The following is a 17,622-nucleotide window of genomic DNA, read 5'->3' as shown; positions in this document are numbered from 1 at the left end:
CGCCCCGGGCGCGTCGTCGTGCGGTGCGGGGAGGGCGGCGTCGTCGGCCGTGGTGTCGGCGACCGTGTCGTCGCCCGTCGTGTCGTCGGCGAGCGCCGGCTCGTCGTGCACCGGCCCGTCGTCGGGCTGATCGGCGGTCACGTCGGCGGGGTGCACGACGGACCACCCTAGGCGGGCGGCCCCTGGCCCCCGGTCGCCCCCTCGCCGGACCATGATCGCGATTTCGTGCGCGACGCGCGCAAGCCCTGATGCGACGCGCTCACGAAGTCCTGATCTCCGCCCCGCCGCGGGTCGCGAGCACCTCCTGGACGGTGCGGACGAACCCCTCGGGGTCGTCCCGCAGGTCGAACCAGTTCGTCCGGATCACGATCCAGCCCTCGACCATCAGCGCGTTCTGCCGACGCGCGTCCCGGAGGAAGGCGCGCAGATCCCGGTGGTAGGCCCATCCGTCGATCTCCACCACCACCAGCTGGTCGGCGAACGCGAGGTCGAGGACCGCCCGGCCGTAGGCACGGAGCCGGACCTCGTGGTCGGCGGTCCACCCTCGGATCCCGGCCGCCCGCAGGCTGCGGTGCGCCCGACGTTCGGCCTCGGACCGCGCTCCCCCGCCGGCGAGGACGAGCAGCGTGAACGCGAGGGCCGCTCCGTGCCGGCCCGCCCCGAGCCGATGGGCCCGCCACATCGCCTCGAGGTCGACGCCCGCCTGGAGCGCCTGGTCCATGAGGCGCGCACCGAGGGACGACCCCAGGGAGACGACGGCGGCCAGCACGGTGGCGGGCTTCTTCGTCACGGCCACCCCGTCGACCACCACGCGTTCGCCGTCGGGCACCGCCCGGTGCACGTACCGGACCCCTGTGCGCGGCCGCAGTCGCGTGCCGTGCGGGACCGCCACCTCGACGACGGCGGGGCAGACGTCGGTCAGCCGCCACCAGAAGGCCGCTGCGCACCCGACGACCGTCCCGACGTCGCCGACGGACAGCGCGACCGCGCGCACTCGGGAGCGGGGTGTGACGGTGTGGTCGGCGGCGCGTAGGACACCGTGCAGGTCCTTCTGCCACTCCCCCTTCTTCACCCGCGCCGCGATCTGGGCGCGCGTGAAGCCGGCCTCCTTCGCCTGCGCTGTGCTCAGCAGCCCGTCCTGGTCCCGGAACCGTGCCCGGACGACCCGATCTCTCGTCTCGACGCTCACACCCGTTCCGACGCAGCCCGGGGCCGCCCGGATCCGTCCGGCTTCGGGCGCATGGACCTCGTGAGCGTGTCGCGGCAGGGCCTGCGCGTGTCGCTCACGAAGCCGCGATCACGACGTGGGAGCGCGCCGGAGGCGGAGCGAGACTGTCGGGGGTCGGCCCTACCGTGCGGGACATGATCGAGACGACGACCTCCCCCACCGTCCCCGCCCCGCGGACGTCGCCGGAGGACCGGCCGCGGCGCCGGCCCGCCTTGTCGCCCTCCCGGGCCGGGGACTTCAAGCAGTGTCCGCTGCTCTACCGGTTCCGCGCGGTCGACCGGTTGCCGGAGCGGCGCAGCCCCGCCCAGCTGCGCGGGATCGTGGTGCACGCGGTGCTGGAGCGGCTCTTCGGGCTCGACCCACCGCTGCGCCGCCCGGCGCGGGCGCACGCGCTGCTGGCGGAGGTCGTGGCGGAGCTGGACGGCGACGACCGGGCCCTGCTCGGCGACCCGGCCGCGGCGGCCGCCCTCGTCGACGCGTACTTCGCGATGGAGGACCCCCGGCGGCTGCGGCCCGAGGCGTGCGAGGTGTACCTGGAGACCGAGCTCGCGTCCGGGGTCGGGCTGCGCGGCTACGTCGACCGGCTCGACGTCTCCCCGGAGGGCGACGTGCGGATCGTCGACTACAAGACGGGGGCGGCGCCCCGTGAGGTGTTCGAGGCACGGGCGCTGTTCCAGCTGAAGTTCTATGCGCTCGTCCTGCTGCGGGCCCGCGGTGTGCTGCCCCGCCAGCTGCGGCTGATGTACCTCGCCGACGGGCAGAGCCTCACCCACGCGCCGACCGTGCCCGAGCTGGAGCGCTTCGAGCGGACGGTGGTCGCGCTGTGGGCCGCGATCCTGCGCGCGGCGCCCACCGGCGACTTCCGGCCGAACCCGGGTCGGGCGTGCAGCTGGTGCTCCCACCAGGCAGTCTGCCCAGCGTTCGGCGGGACGCCGCCGGACTACCCCGGCTGGCCCGGTGAGAGCCGCGACGTGCGCCCCGACGAGACCGTGGAGACCGCTCCCCCATGACCGCCCCCGTCCCCGAGCCCTACTTCCGTCTCCTCGACGACGACCGCCCGGACGGCACGCGGGTCTCGGCGTCCGCGTCCACGGCCGGCCCGTGGTTCGCCGACGCCCAGCACATGGGCCCGCCGAGCGCGCTGCTGATCCGGGCCCTGGAGCGGCGCTCGGGCCGGGACGACGTGCGGCTCGCCCGGGTCACCGTGGAGGTGCTCGGCAAGGTCCCGGTCGGCGAGCTCGAGGTGCGCGCGGAGGTCACCCGCCCCGGACGCACGATCGAGCTCGTCACGGCGGAGCTCGCCGCGGCCGACCCGGCCGGCGGCCCGGCGCGGGCGGTCGCCCGCGCGCACGGCTGGTTCCACGGCGTCGGCGACACCGGGGACGTCGTCACGGTGCCGGGCACCGCGATGCCCGCCCTGCCCGGTCCCGACGCCGGGACCTCCCGCGACATCCCCGACGGCTGGCTGCCGGGCTACCTGACCTCGGTGGACTGGCGCTGGATCACCGGTGGCCTGGAGGTCAGGGGGCCCGGGCAGGCGTGGGGGCGGCTGCGCGGCCAGGTCGTCGAGGGCGAGGAGCCGTCGCCGGCCCAGCGACTCGCCGCGGTGGCCGACTCGACGAACGGTGCCGCGAGCCGACTCGACCTGCGGAACTGGTTGTTCGTGAACACCGACCTCACGCTGCACCTCCACCGCGCGCCCACCGGGGAGTGGACCGGGCTGGACGCCGACAGCGTGATCGGCCCCGAGGGCACCGGCACGGCCTACTCGGTGCTCCACGACGAGCTGGGGCCGGTCGGCCGCGCCGCCCAGGCGCTGACCGTCCGGCCCCGCTGAGGGCGCTCAGCGGCCCGCGACGCCCATCCGCGCGACGGCGGGGTCGGACGACGAGGGCGACTCGGCCGGGGGCGGGGTGGCGCCCGGCATCGAGCTGACGCCGCCGTGTCCGGGCAGGACGGCGCGGCAGGACTGCAGCGAGGAGGTCACGATGCCGGTGCAGCCGAGGTCGGCGAGCTCGTCCATCACGTCGTTGACCCGGCTGCGGCGCACCATCGACCGCACGGCCACCCACCCGTCCAGCGAGAGCGGGGCGACGGTCGGCGACTGCACGCCGGGCGTGATCTGGACCGCCTCGTCCTGGACGACCTGGGGGCAGTCGTAGTCGAGCATCACGTACTGCCGGGCGAAGACGACGCCCCGCAGCCGCTCGATGAACCGGTACTTGGCCTTAGTGATGTCCACGGAGTCCGGCTGCTGGTCGAACTTGGCGTTGCGGTCGACGATGACGGCCTCGGACTCGAGGATCGGGTCGCCGATCGGCTCGAGACCGTGCTGCGCGAGCGTGCGGCCGGTCGAGACGACGTCGGCGATGGCGTCGGCGACCTCGAGCTCGATCGACACCTCGACGGCCCCGTCGAGCCGGATGACGTCCTTGGCCGAGATCCGCTGCTGGGCGAGGTTCGCGCGCACCAGCCGCGGGAAGGACGTGGCGATCCGCTTGCCCGCGAGGTCCTGCACGGTCCAGCCCTTGGCGATCGGCGCGGCGTAGCGGAACGCCGAGTTGCCGAACCCGAGCTTGAGCACCTCGTTGACCGAGGCCGACGACTCCTCGGTCAGGTCGTGCCCGGTGATCCCCAGGTGGAGCTGGCCCTCGGAGACGTAGGTCGCGATGTCCTTGGGGCGCAGGTAGAAGAACTGCACCCCGTTGTTGCGGTCGTGCAGGGACAGGTCACGGCTGTCCGACCGCTGCCGGTACCCGGCGTCGCGCAGCATGCGCGACGCCTCCTCGGCGAGGGACCCCTTGTTCGGGACGGCGACGCGGAGCATGGCTCTCTCCTGGCGGCACCACGCGCGGGGCGCGGTACCCGAGTTCGATGGTTCAGAGGTACTTGTACACGTCGTCGAGCGTCAGGCCCCGACCGAGCATGATCACCTGCGTCCGGTAGAGCAGCTGGGAGATCTCCTCGGCGAGCTTGTCGTCGGTCTCGTGCTCGGCGGCCAGCCAGACCTCGCCGGCCTCCTCCAGCACCTTCTTGCCCTGGGCGTGGACTCCGGCGTCGAGTGCGGCGACGGTGCCCGAGCCCTCGGGACGGTCACGGGCCTTGGTGCTGAGCTCCTCGAAGAGCCCGTCGAACGTCTTCACGTTCGCCGATGCTTGCATCTTCCGGGCTCCTCATGTGCATGGACGGGTGGTACTGCTCCGAACGGCCGAATCCGATCGGCGGACGTGTATCGCTCCGCGGCCGAACGATCGACCGAAGGGGTCAGGGCACGCTCGCCGATCGGAGCAGCCGCATGTCGCTCACGGTGAGGCCCTCCAGCGACTCCCGGAAGCTCCGGCGCCCACCGGCCGGCACCGGCGGGCCCGCGGGCACGACGAGTACCCACGCGCCGGCCGCCTCCGCCGAGGCCGCACCGGTCGGCGAGTCCTCGACGGCCACGCACGCGTCGGGATCGACGCCCAGCAGCTGGCAGGCCCGCCGGTAGGGCGCCGGATCGGGCTTGGTGGCCGTGACCTCGTCGCCGCAGACGGTGACGTCGAACCACTCGCGGCCGATCTGGTCCAGCGCGACCTCGGTGAGCTCGCGGTAGGTGCTCGTCACCAGGGCCGTGGCGACGCCGGCCGCCCGCACCGCCGCCAAGGCGTCCCGTGCCCCCGGCCGCCACGGCAGGCCCTCGGCGAACACCTCGTGGGTGCGGTCGAGCAGCCACCGACCGGCCTTCTCGACCGAGGCCCCGTCGTCGGGAAGACCGACCTCGCGCAGCACCGTGGCCGAGGTGCGGCGCAGGCTCGAGCCGGTCAGCTCCTCACGGGTCGCGAGGGAGAGCTCGCCGCCCAGGTGGGCGGCGAGCTCCGTCATCGTGATCGACCACAGACCCTCGGAGTCGACCAGCGTGCCGTCCATGTCCCACAGGACGGCAGCCAGATCAGGCATTGAAGTACTTGGCCTCCGGGTGGTGGACCACCAGCGCATCGGTGGACTGCTCGGGGTGGAGCTGGTCCTCCTCCGAGAGCTCGACCCCGATGCGGCTCGGGTCGAGCAGCTCCACGATCTTGGCCCGGTCCTCGACGTTCGGGCAGGCCCCGTAGCCCAGGGAGTAGCGGGCGCCGCGGTAGCCGAGCTTGAAGTACTCGTTCACGTCGGCCGGGTCCTGGTCGGCCATCGTCGACCCGTCGGCGAAGGTCAGCTCCTCGCGGACGCGGCGGTGCCAGAACTCGGCCATCGCCTCGGTGAGCTGCACGCCGAGGCCGTGGACCTCGAGGTAGTCGCGGTAGGAGTTCGCCGCGAACAGCTCGTTGGCGAAGTCCGCGATCGGCTGCCCCATCGTCACGAGGTTCATCGGCATGACGTCGACGCTGCCGAGCTCGGTCGCCTCCTCCCGGGTGCGGAAGAAGTCGGCCAGGCACAGGCGACGGTCGCGCTTCTGCCGCGGGAACGAGAAGCGGTGGAGCTCCTTGGCCTCGGGCTTGGCCTCGTCGAGCACGACGACGTCCTGGCCCTCGGAGATCACCGGGAAGTACCCGGCGACGATCGCGGCGTGGGCGAGGATGCCCTCGGACTGGAGCCGGTCGAGCCAGTAGCGCATGCGCGGCCGGCCCTCGGTCTCGACGAGCTCCTCGTAGGAGGGGCCGTCCCCGCCCTTGGAGCCGCGCAGCCCCCACTGTCCGAAGAACGTCGCGCGCTCGTCGAGCAGGGCGGCGTAGTCGGCGAGCCGGACGCCGCGCACGACGCGGGTGCCCCAGAACGGCGGCTGCGGGACCTCGATGCGGCGGGCGACGTCGGAGATCGCGTCCGGGTCGACGTCCTCGGACTCCTCCCGCTCCGCGTCGCGCTTGGCCTTGATCCGCTCGGACCGCTCGCGGCGCTCCTTGCGCTCGGCGGCCTTGGCCTTCTCGTCCTCCGAGGGGCCCTCGCCGGTCATGACGGAGTCCATGAGCCGCAGGCCCTCGAAGGCGTCCTTGGCGTAGCGGACGTCGCCCTGGTAGAGCTCGCCGAGGTCGTTCTCGACGTAGGAGCGGGTGAGCGCGGCACCGCCGAGCAGCACCGGGTACTTCTCGGCGATCCCCCGGTCGTTCATCTCCTTGAGGTTGTCCTTCATGACCACGGTCGACTTGACCAGCAGCCCGGACATCCCGATGGCGTCGACCTTGTTCTCCTCGGCCGCCTCGAGGATCGCGTTGATCGGCTGCTTGATGCCGATGTTCACGACGTCGTAGCCGTTGTTCGACAGGATGATGTCGACGAGGTTCTTGCCGATGTCGTGGACGTCGCCCTTGACCGTCGCCAGCAGGATCTTGCCCTTGCCGGAGTTCTCGGTCGCCTCCATGTGCGGCTCGAGGTGGGCCACGGCCGCCTTCATCACCTCGGCCGAGGCGAGCACGAAGGGCAGCTGCATCTTGCCGGCACCGAAGAGCTCGCCGACGACCTTCATGCCACCGAGCAGGTCGGTGTTGATGATCTCGAGCGGGTCCTTCTCCTCCATGCCCGCGTTCAGGTCCTCCTCGAGACCGTTTCGGTTCCCGTCGACGATCCGCTGGGCGAGGCGCTCGAACAGCGGCATGGCCGCGAGCTCCTCGGCGCGCTGGTCCTTCGACGACTGCGCCGACACGCCCTCGAAGAGGTTCATGAAGTGCTGCAGCGGGTCGTGGTCCTCGGTCCGCCGGTCGTAGACCAGGTCCAGCGCGGCCTGGCGCTGGTCCTCCTGGATCTGCGACATCGGGAGGATCTTCGCCGAGTTCACGATGGCGGTGTCGAGGCCCGCGTCCACGCATTCGGAGAGGAACACCGAGTTCAGCACCTGACGGGCGGCCGGGTTCAGACCGAACGAGATGTTCGACAGCCCGAGCGTGGTCTGGACCTCGGGGTAGCGCTCCTTGAGCTGCTTGATGGCGTTGATCGTCTCGATGCCGTCCTTGCGGACCTCCTCCTGACCGGTGGAGATCGGGAAGGTGAGGCAGTCGATGATGATGTCCTCGGTGCGGATGCCCCAGTTGGTGTTCAGGTCCTCGATGAGGCGGAACGCGATCCGGGTCTTCCACTCCGCGGTACGGGCCTGGCCCTCCTCGTCGATGCAGAGACCGACGATCGCGGCGCCGTGCTCCTTCGCGATCTTCATGATCTTCATGAACCGCGAGTCGGGGCCGTCGCCGTCCTCGTAGTTCACCGAGTTGACCGCGGAGCGGCCGCCGAGCTGCTCCAGGCCGGCCTCCAGCACCTCGGGCTCGGTGGAGTCGAGCACGACGGGGAGCGTCGAGGCGGTCGAGACGTCGTGGGCGAGCCGGTCCATGTCCGCCGTGCCGTCGCGGCCGACGTAGTCGATGCAGAGGTCCATCCAGTGCGCGCCCTCACGGGTCTGCGCCTTGGCGATGTCCACGCACTTCTCGTAGTCCTCGGCGACCATCGCCTCGCGGAACGCCTTCGAGCCGTTCGCGTTCGAGCGCTCGCCGATCATCAGCAGGCCGGCGTCCTGGCGGAACGGCACCGAGTGGTACATCGAGGAGATGCCCGGCTCGGGCTTCGGGTCGCGGGGCGTCGGCGTGAGGTCGCGGCAGGTCTCCGCGAGCGCCCGGACGTGCTCGTTCGTGGTGCCGCAGCAGCCGCCGACGAGCTGCAGGCCGTAGTCGGTGATGAACGAGGCGCAGTAGTCCGCGAGCTCCTGGGGCTGCAGCGGGTACTCGGGGCCGTTCGGGCCGAGCTCGGGCAGGCCGGCGTTCGGCATGACCGTGACCGGGATGCGGGACTGCCGGGAGAGCGCCCGGAGGTGCTCGCTCATCTCGGCCGGGCCGGTGGCGCAGTTCAGGCCGATGCCGTCGATGCCGAGCGGCTCGAGCGCCGTCAGGGCCGCCGTGATCTCGGAGCCGACCAGCATGGTGCCGGTGAGCTCGACGGTGACGTGGCAGATGACGGGGACGCGGCGGCCGTACTGCTCCATCGCGCGGTAGGCGCCGAGGATCGCGGCCTTGGACTGCAGGAGGTCCTGGCAGGTCTCGACGAGGATCGCGTCGGCGCCGCCCTCGAGCTGGCCGAGGACCGACTCGACGTAGGCGTCGCGCAGCTTCGCGTACGGGGCGTGGCCGAGGGTCGGCAGCTTGGTGCCGGGGCCGTTGGAGCCGAAGACGAAGCGCGGGCGGTCGGCGGTCGCGAACTCGTCGGCCGCCTCCCGGGCGATCTTCGTGCCGGCCAGCGACAGCTCGTAGATCCGCTCGGGGATGTCGTACTCGTTGAGGTTCGGCCAGTTGGTCCCGAAGGTGTTGGACTCGATGACGTCGGCGCCGGCGTCGAGGTGGCCGAGGTGGACCTGCTTGACGGCGTCCGGGCGGGACACGTTCAGAATCTCGTTGCAGCCCTCGAGATCCTGGAAGTCCTCGAGGGTCAGATCCTGGTCCTGCAGGGCCGTTCCCATCGCGCCGTCACCGATGAGTACGCGGGAGTGCAGGGCTGTCAGGAAAGGTGACTCACTCGGGGTAGTCATCACACGATCGTAACGTGACGAGCGGGTCAACCGTCTGCCCTGCGAGCCTCGTCACGACCCGTAAACTGGCCCGGTGTCCGCCTCCGACGACGCCGGAATCCCTGCTCGCGAGCTGAACGACCCGGTCATGCTGTGTGCGTTCGAGGGATGGAACGACGCCGGGGACGCCGCCAGCACGGCCGTGGAGCACCTCACGCTGAACTGGGATGCCACGGAACTGGGTGCGATCGACCCCGAGGACTACTACGATTTCCAGGTCTCGCGCCCGACCGTGCGGTTGGTCGACGGGATCAGCCGGGCGATCGACTGGCCCACCACGCGGTTCACGCTCTGCCGCCCGCCCGGTTCGGAGCGCGATCTCGTGCTCGTGCGCGGCATCGAGCCCAACATGCGCTGGCGGTCCTTCGTGGGCGAGATCGTGGCCAAGGCCGAGGAGCTCGGCGTCACCACGGTGATCACGCTCGGGGCCCTCCTGGCCGACACCCCGCACACCCGCCCGGTTCCCGTGACCGGCTCGTCGTTCGACAAGGAGTCGGCGGCCCGCTACGGCCTGTCCAGCTCCCGCTACCAGGGTCCGACCGGCATCACCGGGGTCCTCAACGACGCCTGCGTCCAGGCGGGCATCCCCGCCATCTCCTTCTGGGCCGCGGTGCCGCACTACGTCTCGCAGCCGCCCGCCCCGAAGGCGACGATCGCGCTGCTGCAGCGCGTCGAGGAGGTCCTCGACGTCGAGGTCCCGCTCGGGGCGCTGCCCGAGCAGGCCGAGAAGTGGGAGCGCACGGTCTCGGAGATGGCCGACGAGGACGACGAGGTCCGCGAGTACGTCAAGGCCCTCGAGGAGGCCGGCGACGCCGAGTCCGACCTCCAGGAGGCGTCGGGCGACGAGATCGCGGCCGACTTCGAGCGCTACCTGCGCCGGCGCGACCCGGGCGGTCCGGACGACGTCGCCGGTGGCCCGAGCCTCGGCGGTCCCTGGGAGCGGTAGCTTCCCGACGACGGGTCGTGGGTCCGGGTCCCGACGGTGCCGGGTTCCCTGGCACCGGACGCAGGCAGCGACGCACTGCCTGCGCTCAGCGGAGGGTCCGCGCCGCCTCGGCGGACAGGACCGGGCCCCGCGGCAGCAGGCCGACCACGCTGCGGGGAGCCGGGCGGGGGTCGCCCAGCCCGAGCGCGGCGGCCGCGGAGCGACCCGCCACCGGGAAGACCCGGCCGACCTGGTCGACGACCACGCCGCGGTCGGGGTCGAACGGCTCCCCCGGCCCGACCGGCACCACGTACGCGCCGGCCCCGGCCACCCGCACCGCCGTGACCGGCCCCGTAGCGCCGGGCTCGCCGAGCGGGGTCGGCGGCACCGGCGCGGGCAGGGTCCCGGCCACCGCGACGGTGGTGGCGCCTCCGACCGTCGGCGCGGCGCAGGCCACCGGCGCGTCCTCCACGCCGAGGACGCGCGGGAAGGTGCGGGGGTAGGCGCCGAGGTCGACGCCCACGCGCCGCGGCAGGCGGTCTACCAGGGCGGCGGGGAGTTCGGCGACCCGGGGATCGGCGCCCGGGGACGCGAAGCGGATGAGCTCGGCGACGACGTCGGGCACCTCCTGCACCCCGCCGTCGAGCACGACCAGGAACCGGCCGACCCCGGGCGTGGCCCCACCGACCCGGGCGACCGCCCCGACGGGGAGGCCGAGGGCGCGCGTGGTCGGGTCGGTCGGGGCGAGGCCCGCCCCGGGAATGCCCGGCGGCACCAGCGGCGCGCCCTCCGGCAGCGAGCCGAGCAGGGCGCTCCCGGCGGGGCGGGCGGGGATCCCGGCGATGCCCAGGCCGCGCACCACGGCCCCGGCCGCGGGGTCGACCGCCGCCCGCCGGCCGTCGCCGACCAACCACGTCCGCCCGTCGTCGCCGCGCAGCAGCAACGACTCCCCCGCCGTCAGGGTCCGGCCGAGCGCGGGTTCGCCGCCGAGCACGATCGCCCGCACGCCCGCGCCCGCGGGCACGTCGCAGACCGCCCAGACGTCGGGCGCCGCGGGGGTCGCGGTGTCCGGCAGCACCGCGGGTGCGCCGGCCAGGCCCACCGTCCCGGTGCGCTCGACCCCGGCCAGGGCGTCGTCCCGGACGGGGGTGGGATCGGCGGGGGCGAGTCGCGCGGCCGGGTCGGCCCGCCGGGGATCGACGTCGGCGGCGAGCAGGCGCGCCGAGCTGAGGTCGGTGGTGGGCACCAGGCGGGGCGAGGGCTCGCGCGCCACCACGTAGAGCGCGCCGCTGGGCACGCCGCGCACGATGGTCGCGGCGCGCCAGTCGGTGTCCCCGCGGGCCAGGCCGACCACGGCCGCCGCGGCCAGCCCCAGGACTGCGAGCACGGCTCCGACCACCACCGCACGACGGCGGGAGTGCTCCGGATCCCGGTCCGCGTGCGGGTCCCGCTCGACGAGGGCCTGGTCCAGCCGCCGCACCGCCCCGCGCCGCGCACGGGCCTGCGCGGCGGTCGCGGGGGGCGCGGGGCGGGACACGCGCTACTCGGTGATCGCGTGCGCGCGCAGGTCGTCGAGGTCCACCCACTCCAGCGTCCGGGCGTGGGTGGCCTCGAGCACGACCGGCGGGGCGACCCCGCCGTCGAGGGCCTCCTTCCACCGGCCCGCGCACAGGCACCAGCGATCGCCGGGCGTGAGGCCGGGGAAGTTCGCGTCGGACCGGGTGAGGTCGTTGCCCCGGGCCGCCGAGAACTCCAGGAACTCGGCGGTGACCCGAGCGCAGACCGTGTGCACCCCGGCGTCGTCGGGGCCGGTCTCGCAGCAGCCGTCCCGGTAGAAGCCGGTGACGGGGTCGTGGCTGCAGTCGGCGAGCTCGCCACCGAGCACGTTGCGGGCCATCGTGGGTTCCTCCTCGCGGATACGTCAGCGCAGGGTGATGCCCAGCAGCGCGTCGATCGCACCCGCCGCCCGGGACCCGCCGTCGGGAACGGTGCCCGAGCCGGGACGACGCAGGGCCTCGTCGGCCCACGCGTCGACCGCGGCGAGCGCCCCGGGGCTGTCGAGGTCGTCGGCGAGGTGACCGCGCACCTTCTCGACGGTCTCCGTCGGGTCGGGCGTCGCGTCCAGCGAGACCGCCTCGCGCCACCGGTGCAGGCGTGCCTGCCCGCCGGTGAGGAGCTCCGCGGTCCAGGAGCGGTCGGTGCGCCAGTGGCCCGAGAGCAGCGCGAGGCGCACGGCCATGGGGTCGACCCGGTCGGCGCGCAGGCGGGAGACGAAGACGAGGTTGCCCTTCGACTTCGACATCTTCTCGCCGTCGAGCCCGATCATCCCGGCGTGGCAGTAGTGCCGGGCCATGGGATGGATCCCGGTGAGGGCCTCGCCGTGCGCGGACCCGAACTCGTGGTGCGGGAAGGCGAGGTCGGACCCGCCGCCCTGGACGTCGAAGGCGTCGCCGAGGCGGTTCATCGCGATCGCGGTGCACTCGACGTGCCAGCCCGGCCGGCCGTCGCCGAGGTCGGAGGACCAGGACGGCTCACCCTCGCGAGCGGTGCGCCAGAGCAGGGCGTCGAGCGGGTGGCGCTTGCCGCGCCGGTCGGGGTCGCCGCCGCGCTCCGGGAAGATCCGCTCCATCTCCGCCGTCGAGTAGCGCGAGACGTAGCCGAAGTCCGCCGTCGTGGTGTGGTCGAAGTAGACGTCGGGGTGCTCGGGGTCGTCGGCGCGGTAGGCGGCGCCGGAGGCGAGCAGCTTGCCGACCAGCTCGGTGATCTCGTCCATCGCCTCGACCGCGCCGATGTAGTGCCGCGGGGGGAGCACGCGCAGCGACTCCATGTCCTCGCGGAACAGCGCCGTCTCGCGCATCCCGAGCACGACCCAGTCGTCGGAGTCGCGCTCCGCCCGCTCGAGGAGGGGGTCGTCGATGTCGGTGACGTTCTGGACGTAGTGCACGTCGTACCCGGCGTCGCGCCAGCACCGGTTGACCAGGTCGAAGGCGAGGTAGGTCGCGGCGTGCCCGAGGTGCGTCGCGTCGTACGGGGTGATGCCGCAGACGTACATCCGGGCCCCGGACGCGGCCGGCGAGGTGGGTCGGATCTCGCCGGTGGAGGTGTCGAACAACCGCAACGGGGGCGGGGTGCCGGGCACCTGGGGGACGTCGACTCCAGACCACGATTGCATGGGGGCGACCTTATGCCAGCGCACGCTCCCACCGGGGCCGGACGTGACCCGCGTGGGTCCCGGCCGGGTCCCGTCGCAGGTCCGTCGCGGGCGAGCACGACGGGCCTGTCCTCGCGGAACCGGGACCCGACCGGGGATGGCGGGAGTCGCGGGGGGGTTCGACTCCTGCCGTATCCCAGAGTAACCGACGCGCTAGGCCCGTTCGGGTGCACCCGATCACGCAACCGGTTATCTGTGGCACAACGGTGACCGTGAGCCACCGGGAGATCGTTTGTCTCCGCTCCTCACCGTCGCCGGCTGTGGAGGTAGTCACTCACCACGGCCGCCCCCAGCCCGTCCAGGTCGGGCGCGATCACCCGGCCACCGCTGCGCCGGGCGACCAGGTCGACGAACGCCTCGAGCCGCGGGTCGTCGCCGAGCATGAACACGGTCAGGGCGGCCTTGAGGCGGGCGATCACGTCCACCTCGTTGAGGGTCGCCCGCAGCGTCTCCGGGGTCGGCGGGTAGTCGAAGACCGCGTGCCCGTCCGGCTCGAGGTGCGCCGTCGGCTCGCCGTCGGTCACCACGAGCACCACCGGCGCCGCGTCGGAGTGCCGTCGCAGGTGCCGGCCCGCGAGGAGCAGGGCGTGGTGCAGGTTCGTGCCCTGCTCCCAGACCCCCTCCAGCCCCGTGAGCTGCCCCAGGTCGACCGCCTGCGCGTGCCGCCCGAAGGTGATGATCTGCAGCGCGTCGCCGCGGAAGCGCGTCGAGACGAGGTGGTGCAGGGCCAGCGCGGTGCGCTTCATCGGCACCCACCGGCCGTCGGCCACCATCGACCACGACGTGTCCACGCACAGCGCCACCGCCGCCCGTGTCCGCTGCTCGGTCTCCACGATCTCGACGTCGGTGACGTCGAGGGCGCGGTCGTCCCCGCCGGCCTTGCGCAGCTCGGCGTTGAGCAGCGTGCGCGAGGTGTCCCACCGTTCGGTGTCGCCGAAGGCCCACGGACGGGTCGCCCCGCTCGCCTCTCCCGCCGCCCCGGACCGCTGGGTCTCCCGCTCGCCGCGCCGCGTCGACAGCGACCCGACGACGTCCCGCAGCGCCGACTGGCCGAGCTGGCGCAGCGCCTTCGGCGACAACGTCAGCGCGCCGTCCGGGCCGCGCTCGAACACGCCCTGGTTCTCCAGCTCACGCTCGAGTTCGGCGAGCCGCTGCGCGTCCACCCGGGCCTGCCGACCGAGCGACGCCTCGAGCGCCTCCAGGTCGATGTCCTCCATGCGGGCGCCCGGGTAGCTCTGCGAGAGCTGCTCGGAGAGCGAGTCCAGCTGCGCGAGCTGCTCCATCGCCCGCGCGCCCTCGCCCATGCCCATCGGGTTCTCGCCCCGGAACCGGCCCTGCCCGTCCCAGTCCTCCCCCGGGCGCATGGCCTGCAGCTGCGAGTCCAGTCGCGAGAGCTGCTCGGCCAGCCGGGGGTCGCCGAACGCGGACTGCATGAGGCCCTCGAGCTCGGCGCGCTGCTCGGCGGACAGCGAGTTCATCATCCGCTGCGCCGCCGCGGAGCGTTGCGCGAGCGCGTCGATCAGCTCCTCGGTGTTGCTCGGGTTCTCGGGGAAGTACTCCCCGTGCTTGCCCATGAACTCGGAGAACTGCTCGGTGGTGTCCTCGCCGCGACCGTGGGCCTCGAGCAGGTCGTTGAGGTCGGAGAGCATCTCCTGCACCCGCTCGACGTCCTCGGGCGTCGCGTTCTCCATCGCCTGCTTCATGCCCTGGAAGCGCTGGTCGAGCGCCTCCCGGCCCATGAGGTCCTGGATCCGCTGGTAGGCCTGGCGCGCCTCGGCGTTGCGCCAGTCGTAGTTCTCCAGCTCGTTGACCGCGCCCGCCGTCGAGTCCGGCAGCGCGTCCAGGCTCATCTCCCGGAACCGCGCGTCGTCGGAGTCCTCCGCCTGCAGCGAGTTCCGCTCCGCCTCGAGCGCCTGGTTCAGCAGCTCCCGGATCTCCTGCAGCGTGCCGTCGAGCCGGTTCTCCCGCTGCAGCCGGCGGCGCTGCTCGTTGAGGCGACGCTGCAGATCGTCGAGCCCCTGCTGGTCGCGCAGGCCACGTCGCATCAGCTCGCGCATCGCCTGGCGTGGGCTGGTGCCCTCCATGACGTCACGGCCGAGCGCGTCCATCGCCTCGCGGATGTCGAACGGCGGGGCGAGCGGGTCGGGCCCGTCGTAGAACCGGCCGTAGGAGTAGCGGCCGGGCGGCGGCTTCCGCCCCGACCCGCCGTCGGGAAGATTCTCAGCCGCCATAGGTGACCGTCCCGTCGTCCTCGTGGTCGTCCTTGGCCAGCTTGCGGGTGAGGTAGAGGTGCTCGAGGGCCAGCTCGACGGCGGAGGCCAGCGGGCCGGGCGCCTCGGTGTCGCCCGCACCGAGCCGGTCGGCGACGGTCCGGACGACGGGGATCGACGGCAGCGTCGCGACGACCTCGCGGGCCGGGACCCGCTCCCCCGTCACCACGCGGCGGCCCTCGGCGACGGCGTCGGCGAGCGGACCGAGGTCCACGCCGGCGAGCCGCTTGCGCGCGGTCTCGGCGACCGCCCGCCGCAGCAGGTGGGTCAGCAGCTCCTCCTCGCGACCCTCCTCCCCGGACTCGAACTCGAGCTTGCCGCGCAGGACCGGCGGCACGGCCTCGAGGTCGACCGGGCGTGCGACCGGGACGTCCTCCCCCGTCACCGCGGCCCGGCGCAGGGCCGCCGCGGCCACGGTCTCGGCGGCGGCCACGGAGAACCGGGCCGAGACGCCGGAGCGCTGGTCGATGGCGCTGGCACCGCGCAGGTTGCGGGTGAAGCGGGCGATGACCTCGAGCAGGTGGTCGGGCACCTCGGAGACGACGTCCGCCTCCTGCCGGATCAGCGCGACCTCGCCCGCGACCTCCAGCGGGTAGTGGGTGCGGACCTCTGCGCCGAAGCGGTCCTTCAGCGGGGTGATGATCCGCCCGCGGTTGGTGTAGTCCTCGGGGTTCGCGCTCGCGACCAGGAGGATGTCCAGGGGCAGGCGCAGCGTGTAGCCGCGCACCTGGATGTCGCGCTCCTCCATGACGTTGAGCAGCGCGACCTGGATGCGCTCGGCGAGGTCGGGCAGCTCGTTGATGGTGACGATGCCGCGGTGCGCGCGCGGGACGAGGCCGTAGTGGATGGTCTCCGGGTCGCCCAGGGAGCGGCCCTCGGCGACCTTGACCGGGTCGACGTCGCCGATGAGGTCGGCGACGCTGGTGTCGGGGGTCGCGAGCTTCTCGGCGTAGCGCTCCGAGCGGTGCCGCCAGCCGACCGCCAGCGAGTCGCCCTCGAGCGTCGCCCGCCGGATGCTCGCGGGCATGATCGGCTGCTCCGGGTGCTCGCCGAGCTCGGAGCCGGCGATGACGGGCGTCCACTCGTCGAGCAGGGCCACGAGGCTGCGCAGCAGCCGGGTCTTGCCCTGACCGCGCTCGCCGAGCAGGACGACGTCGTGGCCGGCGATGATCGCGCGCTCGAACTGCGGCAGCACGGTCCGCTCGAAGCCGACGATCCCGGGCCACGGGTTCTCGCCGGCCCGCAGGGCGGTCAGGAGGTTGTCGCGCAGCTCGTCACGGACGCTGCGCGCGGTCTTGGCGGGGTGGTCGCTCGCGCGGAGCTCACCCAGGGTGGTGGGGAGGCCCTCCGGCTGGGTGTTCGGCGCCGGGGTGGACGGGCCGGTGGCCTGGTTCGGGCGCGGGGTGCTCACCTCCACCACGCTACGACGGCATCCGCTCCTCTGCCTGGCTCAGCGGGTCCCACCCTCCTGGCTCGTCCCGACGGCGGGTCGGCGCGCGCGAGGTGGTCCGGCCGCCGGACCATGATCACGTCCGGTGGACGCCCATGGCTGTTCCGAAGATCGACATCAGCTCTGGCGGTCCAGTCGACGTGATCTTGGTGTTGGCGAGTCCACTTTCCCAGTTCCGGGTCCGCCCGATCGGGTGCGGCGTGCCGACGGTGGATGTCCCCGACTCTCGACACCCACACGAGTTGACTCCCGCACCTCCGACGAACTGGCCGGTTCGTCGGTTTCGACCGAGTCGGGGGGCTCGAGATGAAGAAGACCATGATGGCTGCTGGAGCCGTGGTTGCGCTGATGGTGATGCCGGGGGTGAGTTCGGCGTCGACGTTCAGCGCCGCGCCGGCGTTGGCCTATCAGGCTGCCAATTGCGAGACCGACAGTGACGGCGGCGCGAAGCCGATCGACGAGGACACGGGAGAGGAGGTCGGTGGCGGAGGCGACGACACCGGGAGCGAGGACGGAGGCGACACAGGTAGCTCCGACGAGGACTCCGACGAGGGCGCCGACGACGGCGCTGAGGACGGCGCTGAGGACGGCAACGGGGGTGACGACGAGACCGGCGACGCAGACGGCGACGGGACCGGAGACGCCGACGACCCGGATGCCGACACCGGCGAGGCCGGCGGCGGCATTCCGTCGTCGCCCGAATCCTTCTCTGCCGGTCGGTCCTCGCTTCCGGCTCAGCAGGACTGCTCGGGCGCGCTGAATCCCGGGTCCGGCTACAGCGACGAGGACGGCGACGGCGAACCCGAGAAGGTCGACGGCATCGACGACGACGGCGACGGCCGGGTCGACGAGATCGACAAGAAGGCCCAGGTCAGCGTCGTTCCCGACGGTGGGGCGGAGACCGGTGACGGCAGCACCGGGGATGCGGTCGGCATGACGCTCGGAGGCGGCGCGGTGCTGGCGCTCCTGGGGGGTCTGGCCGTGTGGATCCGCCGCGCGACGTCCCGCCTCTGATCGCCGTGGGA

At 73.1% G+C, this 17,622-nt stretch carries 14 protein-coding genes; 4 read left to right on the top strand and 10 right to left on the bottom strand.

Features of this window, described 5'->3' with window-relative positions:
* Positions 1-259 precede the first annotated feature (259 nt).
* Positions 260-1,189: a DUF559 domain-containing protein gene (locus BJ983_RS08205; RefSeq protein WP_179793366.1), complete on the bottom strand. Its 930-nt coding sequence runs from the start codon at positions 1,187-1,189 to the stop codon at positions 260-262.
* 173 nt (positions 1,190-1,362) lie between these two features.
* Here BJ983_RS08205 and BJ983_RS08200 point away from each other — a divergent pair, with 173 nt between their 5' ends.
* Both BJ983_RS08200 and BJ983_RS08195 read left to right on the top strand, forming a co-directional pair.
* Positions 1,363-2,238 carry a RecB family exonuclease gene (locus tag BJ983_RS08200; protein WP_179793365.1) on the top strand — a complete coding sequence of 292 codons (876 nt, stop codon included), beginning with the start codon at positions 1,363-1,365 and terminating at the stop codon, positions 2,236-2,238.
* Positions 2,235-3,065 (top strand): thioesterase family protein, encoded by an 831-nt coding sequence (locus tag BJ983_RS08195; RefSeq protein ID WP_179793364.1) that lies wholly within the window; start codon positions 2,235-2,237, stop codon positions 3,063-3,065. The genes BJ983_RS08200 and BJ983_RS08195 overlap by 4 nt, the downstream gene beginning before the upstream one ends.
* A gap of 6 nt (positions 3,066-3,071) precedes the next feature.
* Here the strand turns inward: BJ983_RS08195 and hisG are convergent, their stop codons facing one another.
* The 4 genes from hisG to metH form a co-directional block, all read right to left on the bottom strand.
* Positions 3,072-4,055: an ATP phosphoribosyltransferase gene (gene hisG, locus BJ983_RS08190; RefSeq protein WP_179793363.1), complete on the bottom strand. Its 984-nt coding sequence runs from the start codon at positions 4,053-4,055 to the stop codon at positions 3,072-3,074.
* A 52-nt stretch (positions 4,056-4,107) separates the two neighbouring features.
* Positions 4,108-4,389 (bottom strand): phosphoribosyl-ATP diphosphatase, encoded by a 282-nt coding sequence (locus BJ983_RS08185; RefSeq protein ID WP_179793362.1) that lies wholly within the window; start codon positions 4,387-4,389, stop codon positions 4,108-4,110.
* A gap of 103 nt (positions 4,390-4,492) precedes the next feature.
* Positions 4,493-5,164 (bottom strand): HAD family hydrolase, encoded by a 672-nt coding sequence (locus BJ983_RS08180; RefSeq protein ID WP_179793361.1) that lies wholly within the window; start codon positions 5,162-5,164, stop codon positions 4,493-4,495.
* Positions 5,157-8,702, bottom strand: coding sequence for a methionine synthase (gene metH, locus BJ983_RS08175; RefSeq protein WP_179793360.1), 3,546 nt, complete (start codon positions 8,700-8,702; stop codon positions 5,157-5,159). Before metH ends, BJ983_RS08180 begins: the two co-directional genes overlap by 8 nt.
* A gap of 127 nt (positions 8,703-8,829) precedes the next feature.
* On the opposite strand from metH, the gene BJ983_RS08170 reads away from it, so the two are divergent.
* The gene (locus BJ983_RS08170) at positions 8,830-9,687 is read left to right on the top strand and encodes a PAC2 family protein (protein ID WP_246325983.1); all 858 of its coding nucleotides are present in this window, start codon (positions 8,830-8,832) and stop codon (positions 9,685-9,687) included.
* 85 nt (positions 9,688-9,772) lie between these two features.
* Here the strand turns inward: BJ983_RS08170 and eccB are convergent, their stop codons facing one another.
* The 5 genes from eccB to BJ983_RS08145 form a co-directional block, all read right to left on the bottom strand.
* On the bottom strand, positions 9,773-11,203 hold the full coding sequence (eccB, locus tag BJ983_RS08165) for a type VII secretion protein EccB (RefSeq protein WP_179793358.1): 1,431 nt from the start codon (positions 11,201-11,203) through the stop codon (positions 9,773-9,775).
* 3 nt (positions 11,204-11,206) lie between these two features.
* Entirely contained in the window at positions 11,207-11,563 is a 357-nt protein-coding gene (locus BJ983_RS08160) for a DUF2237 family protein (protein WP_179793357.1), read from the bottom strand.
* A gap of 24 nt (positions 11,564-11,587) precedes the next feature.
* A complete protein-coding gene (gene mshC / locus BJ983_RS08155) occupies positions 11,588-12,838 on the bottom strand; it encodes a cysteine--1-D-myo-inosityl 2-amino-2-deoxy-alpha-D-glucopyranoside ligase (RefSeq protein ID WP_179793356.1) in 1,251 nt (416 codons plus the stop codon).
* 284 nt (positions 12,839-13,122) lie between these two features.
* Entirely contained in the window at positions 13,123-15,108 is a 1,986-nt protein-coding gene (locus BJ983_RS08150; RefSeq protein ID WP_179793355.1) for a vWA domain-containing protein, read from the bottom strand.
* Positions 15,098-16,558 (bottom strand): ATP-binding protein, encoded by a 1,461-nt coding sequence (locus BJ983_RS08145; RefSeq protein WP_425484742.1) that lies wholly within the window; start codon positions 16,556-16,558, stop codon positions 15,098-15,100. Before BJ983_RS08145 ends, BJ983_RS08150 begins: the two co-directional genes overlap by 11 nt.
* Before the next feature lie 345 nt (positions 16,559-16,903).
* On the opposite strand from BJ983_RS08145, the gene BJ983_RS08140 reads away from it, so the two are divergent.
* The gene (locus BJ983_RS08140; RefSeq protein ID WP_179793354.1) at positions 16,904-17,611 is read left to right on the top strand and encodes an ICP22 family protein; all 708 of its coding nucleotides are present in this window, start codon (positions 16,904-16,906) and stop codon (positions 17,609-17,611) included.
* Positions 17,612-17,622: the final 11 nt, after the last annotated feature.

The sequence above is a fragment of the Actinomycetospora corticicola genome (assembly GCF_013409505.1).
Lineage (GTDB): Bacteria > Actinomycetota > Actinomycetes > Mycobacteriales > Pseudonocardiaceae > Actinomycetospora > Actinomycetospora corticicola.
Note: the sequence above shows the minus strand (reverse complement) of the source record. Positions and strands in the feature narration are given on the sequence as shown.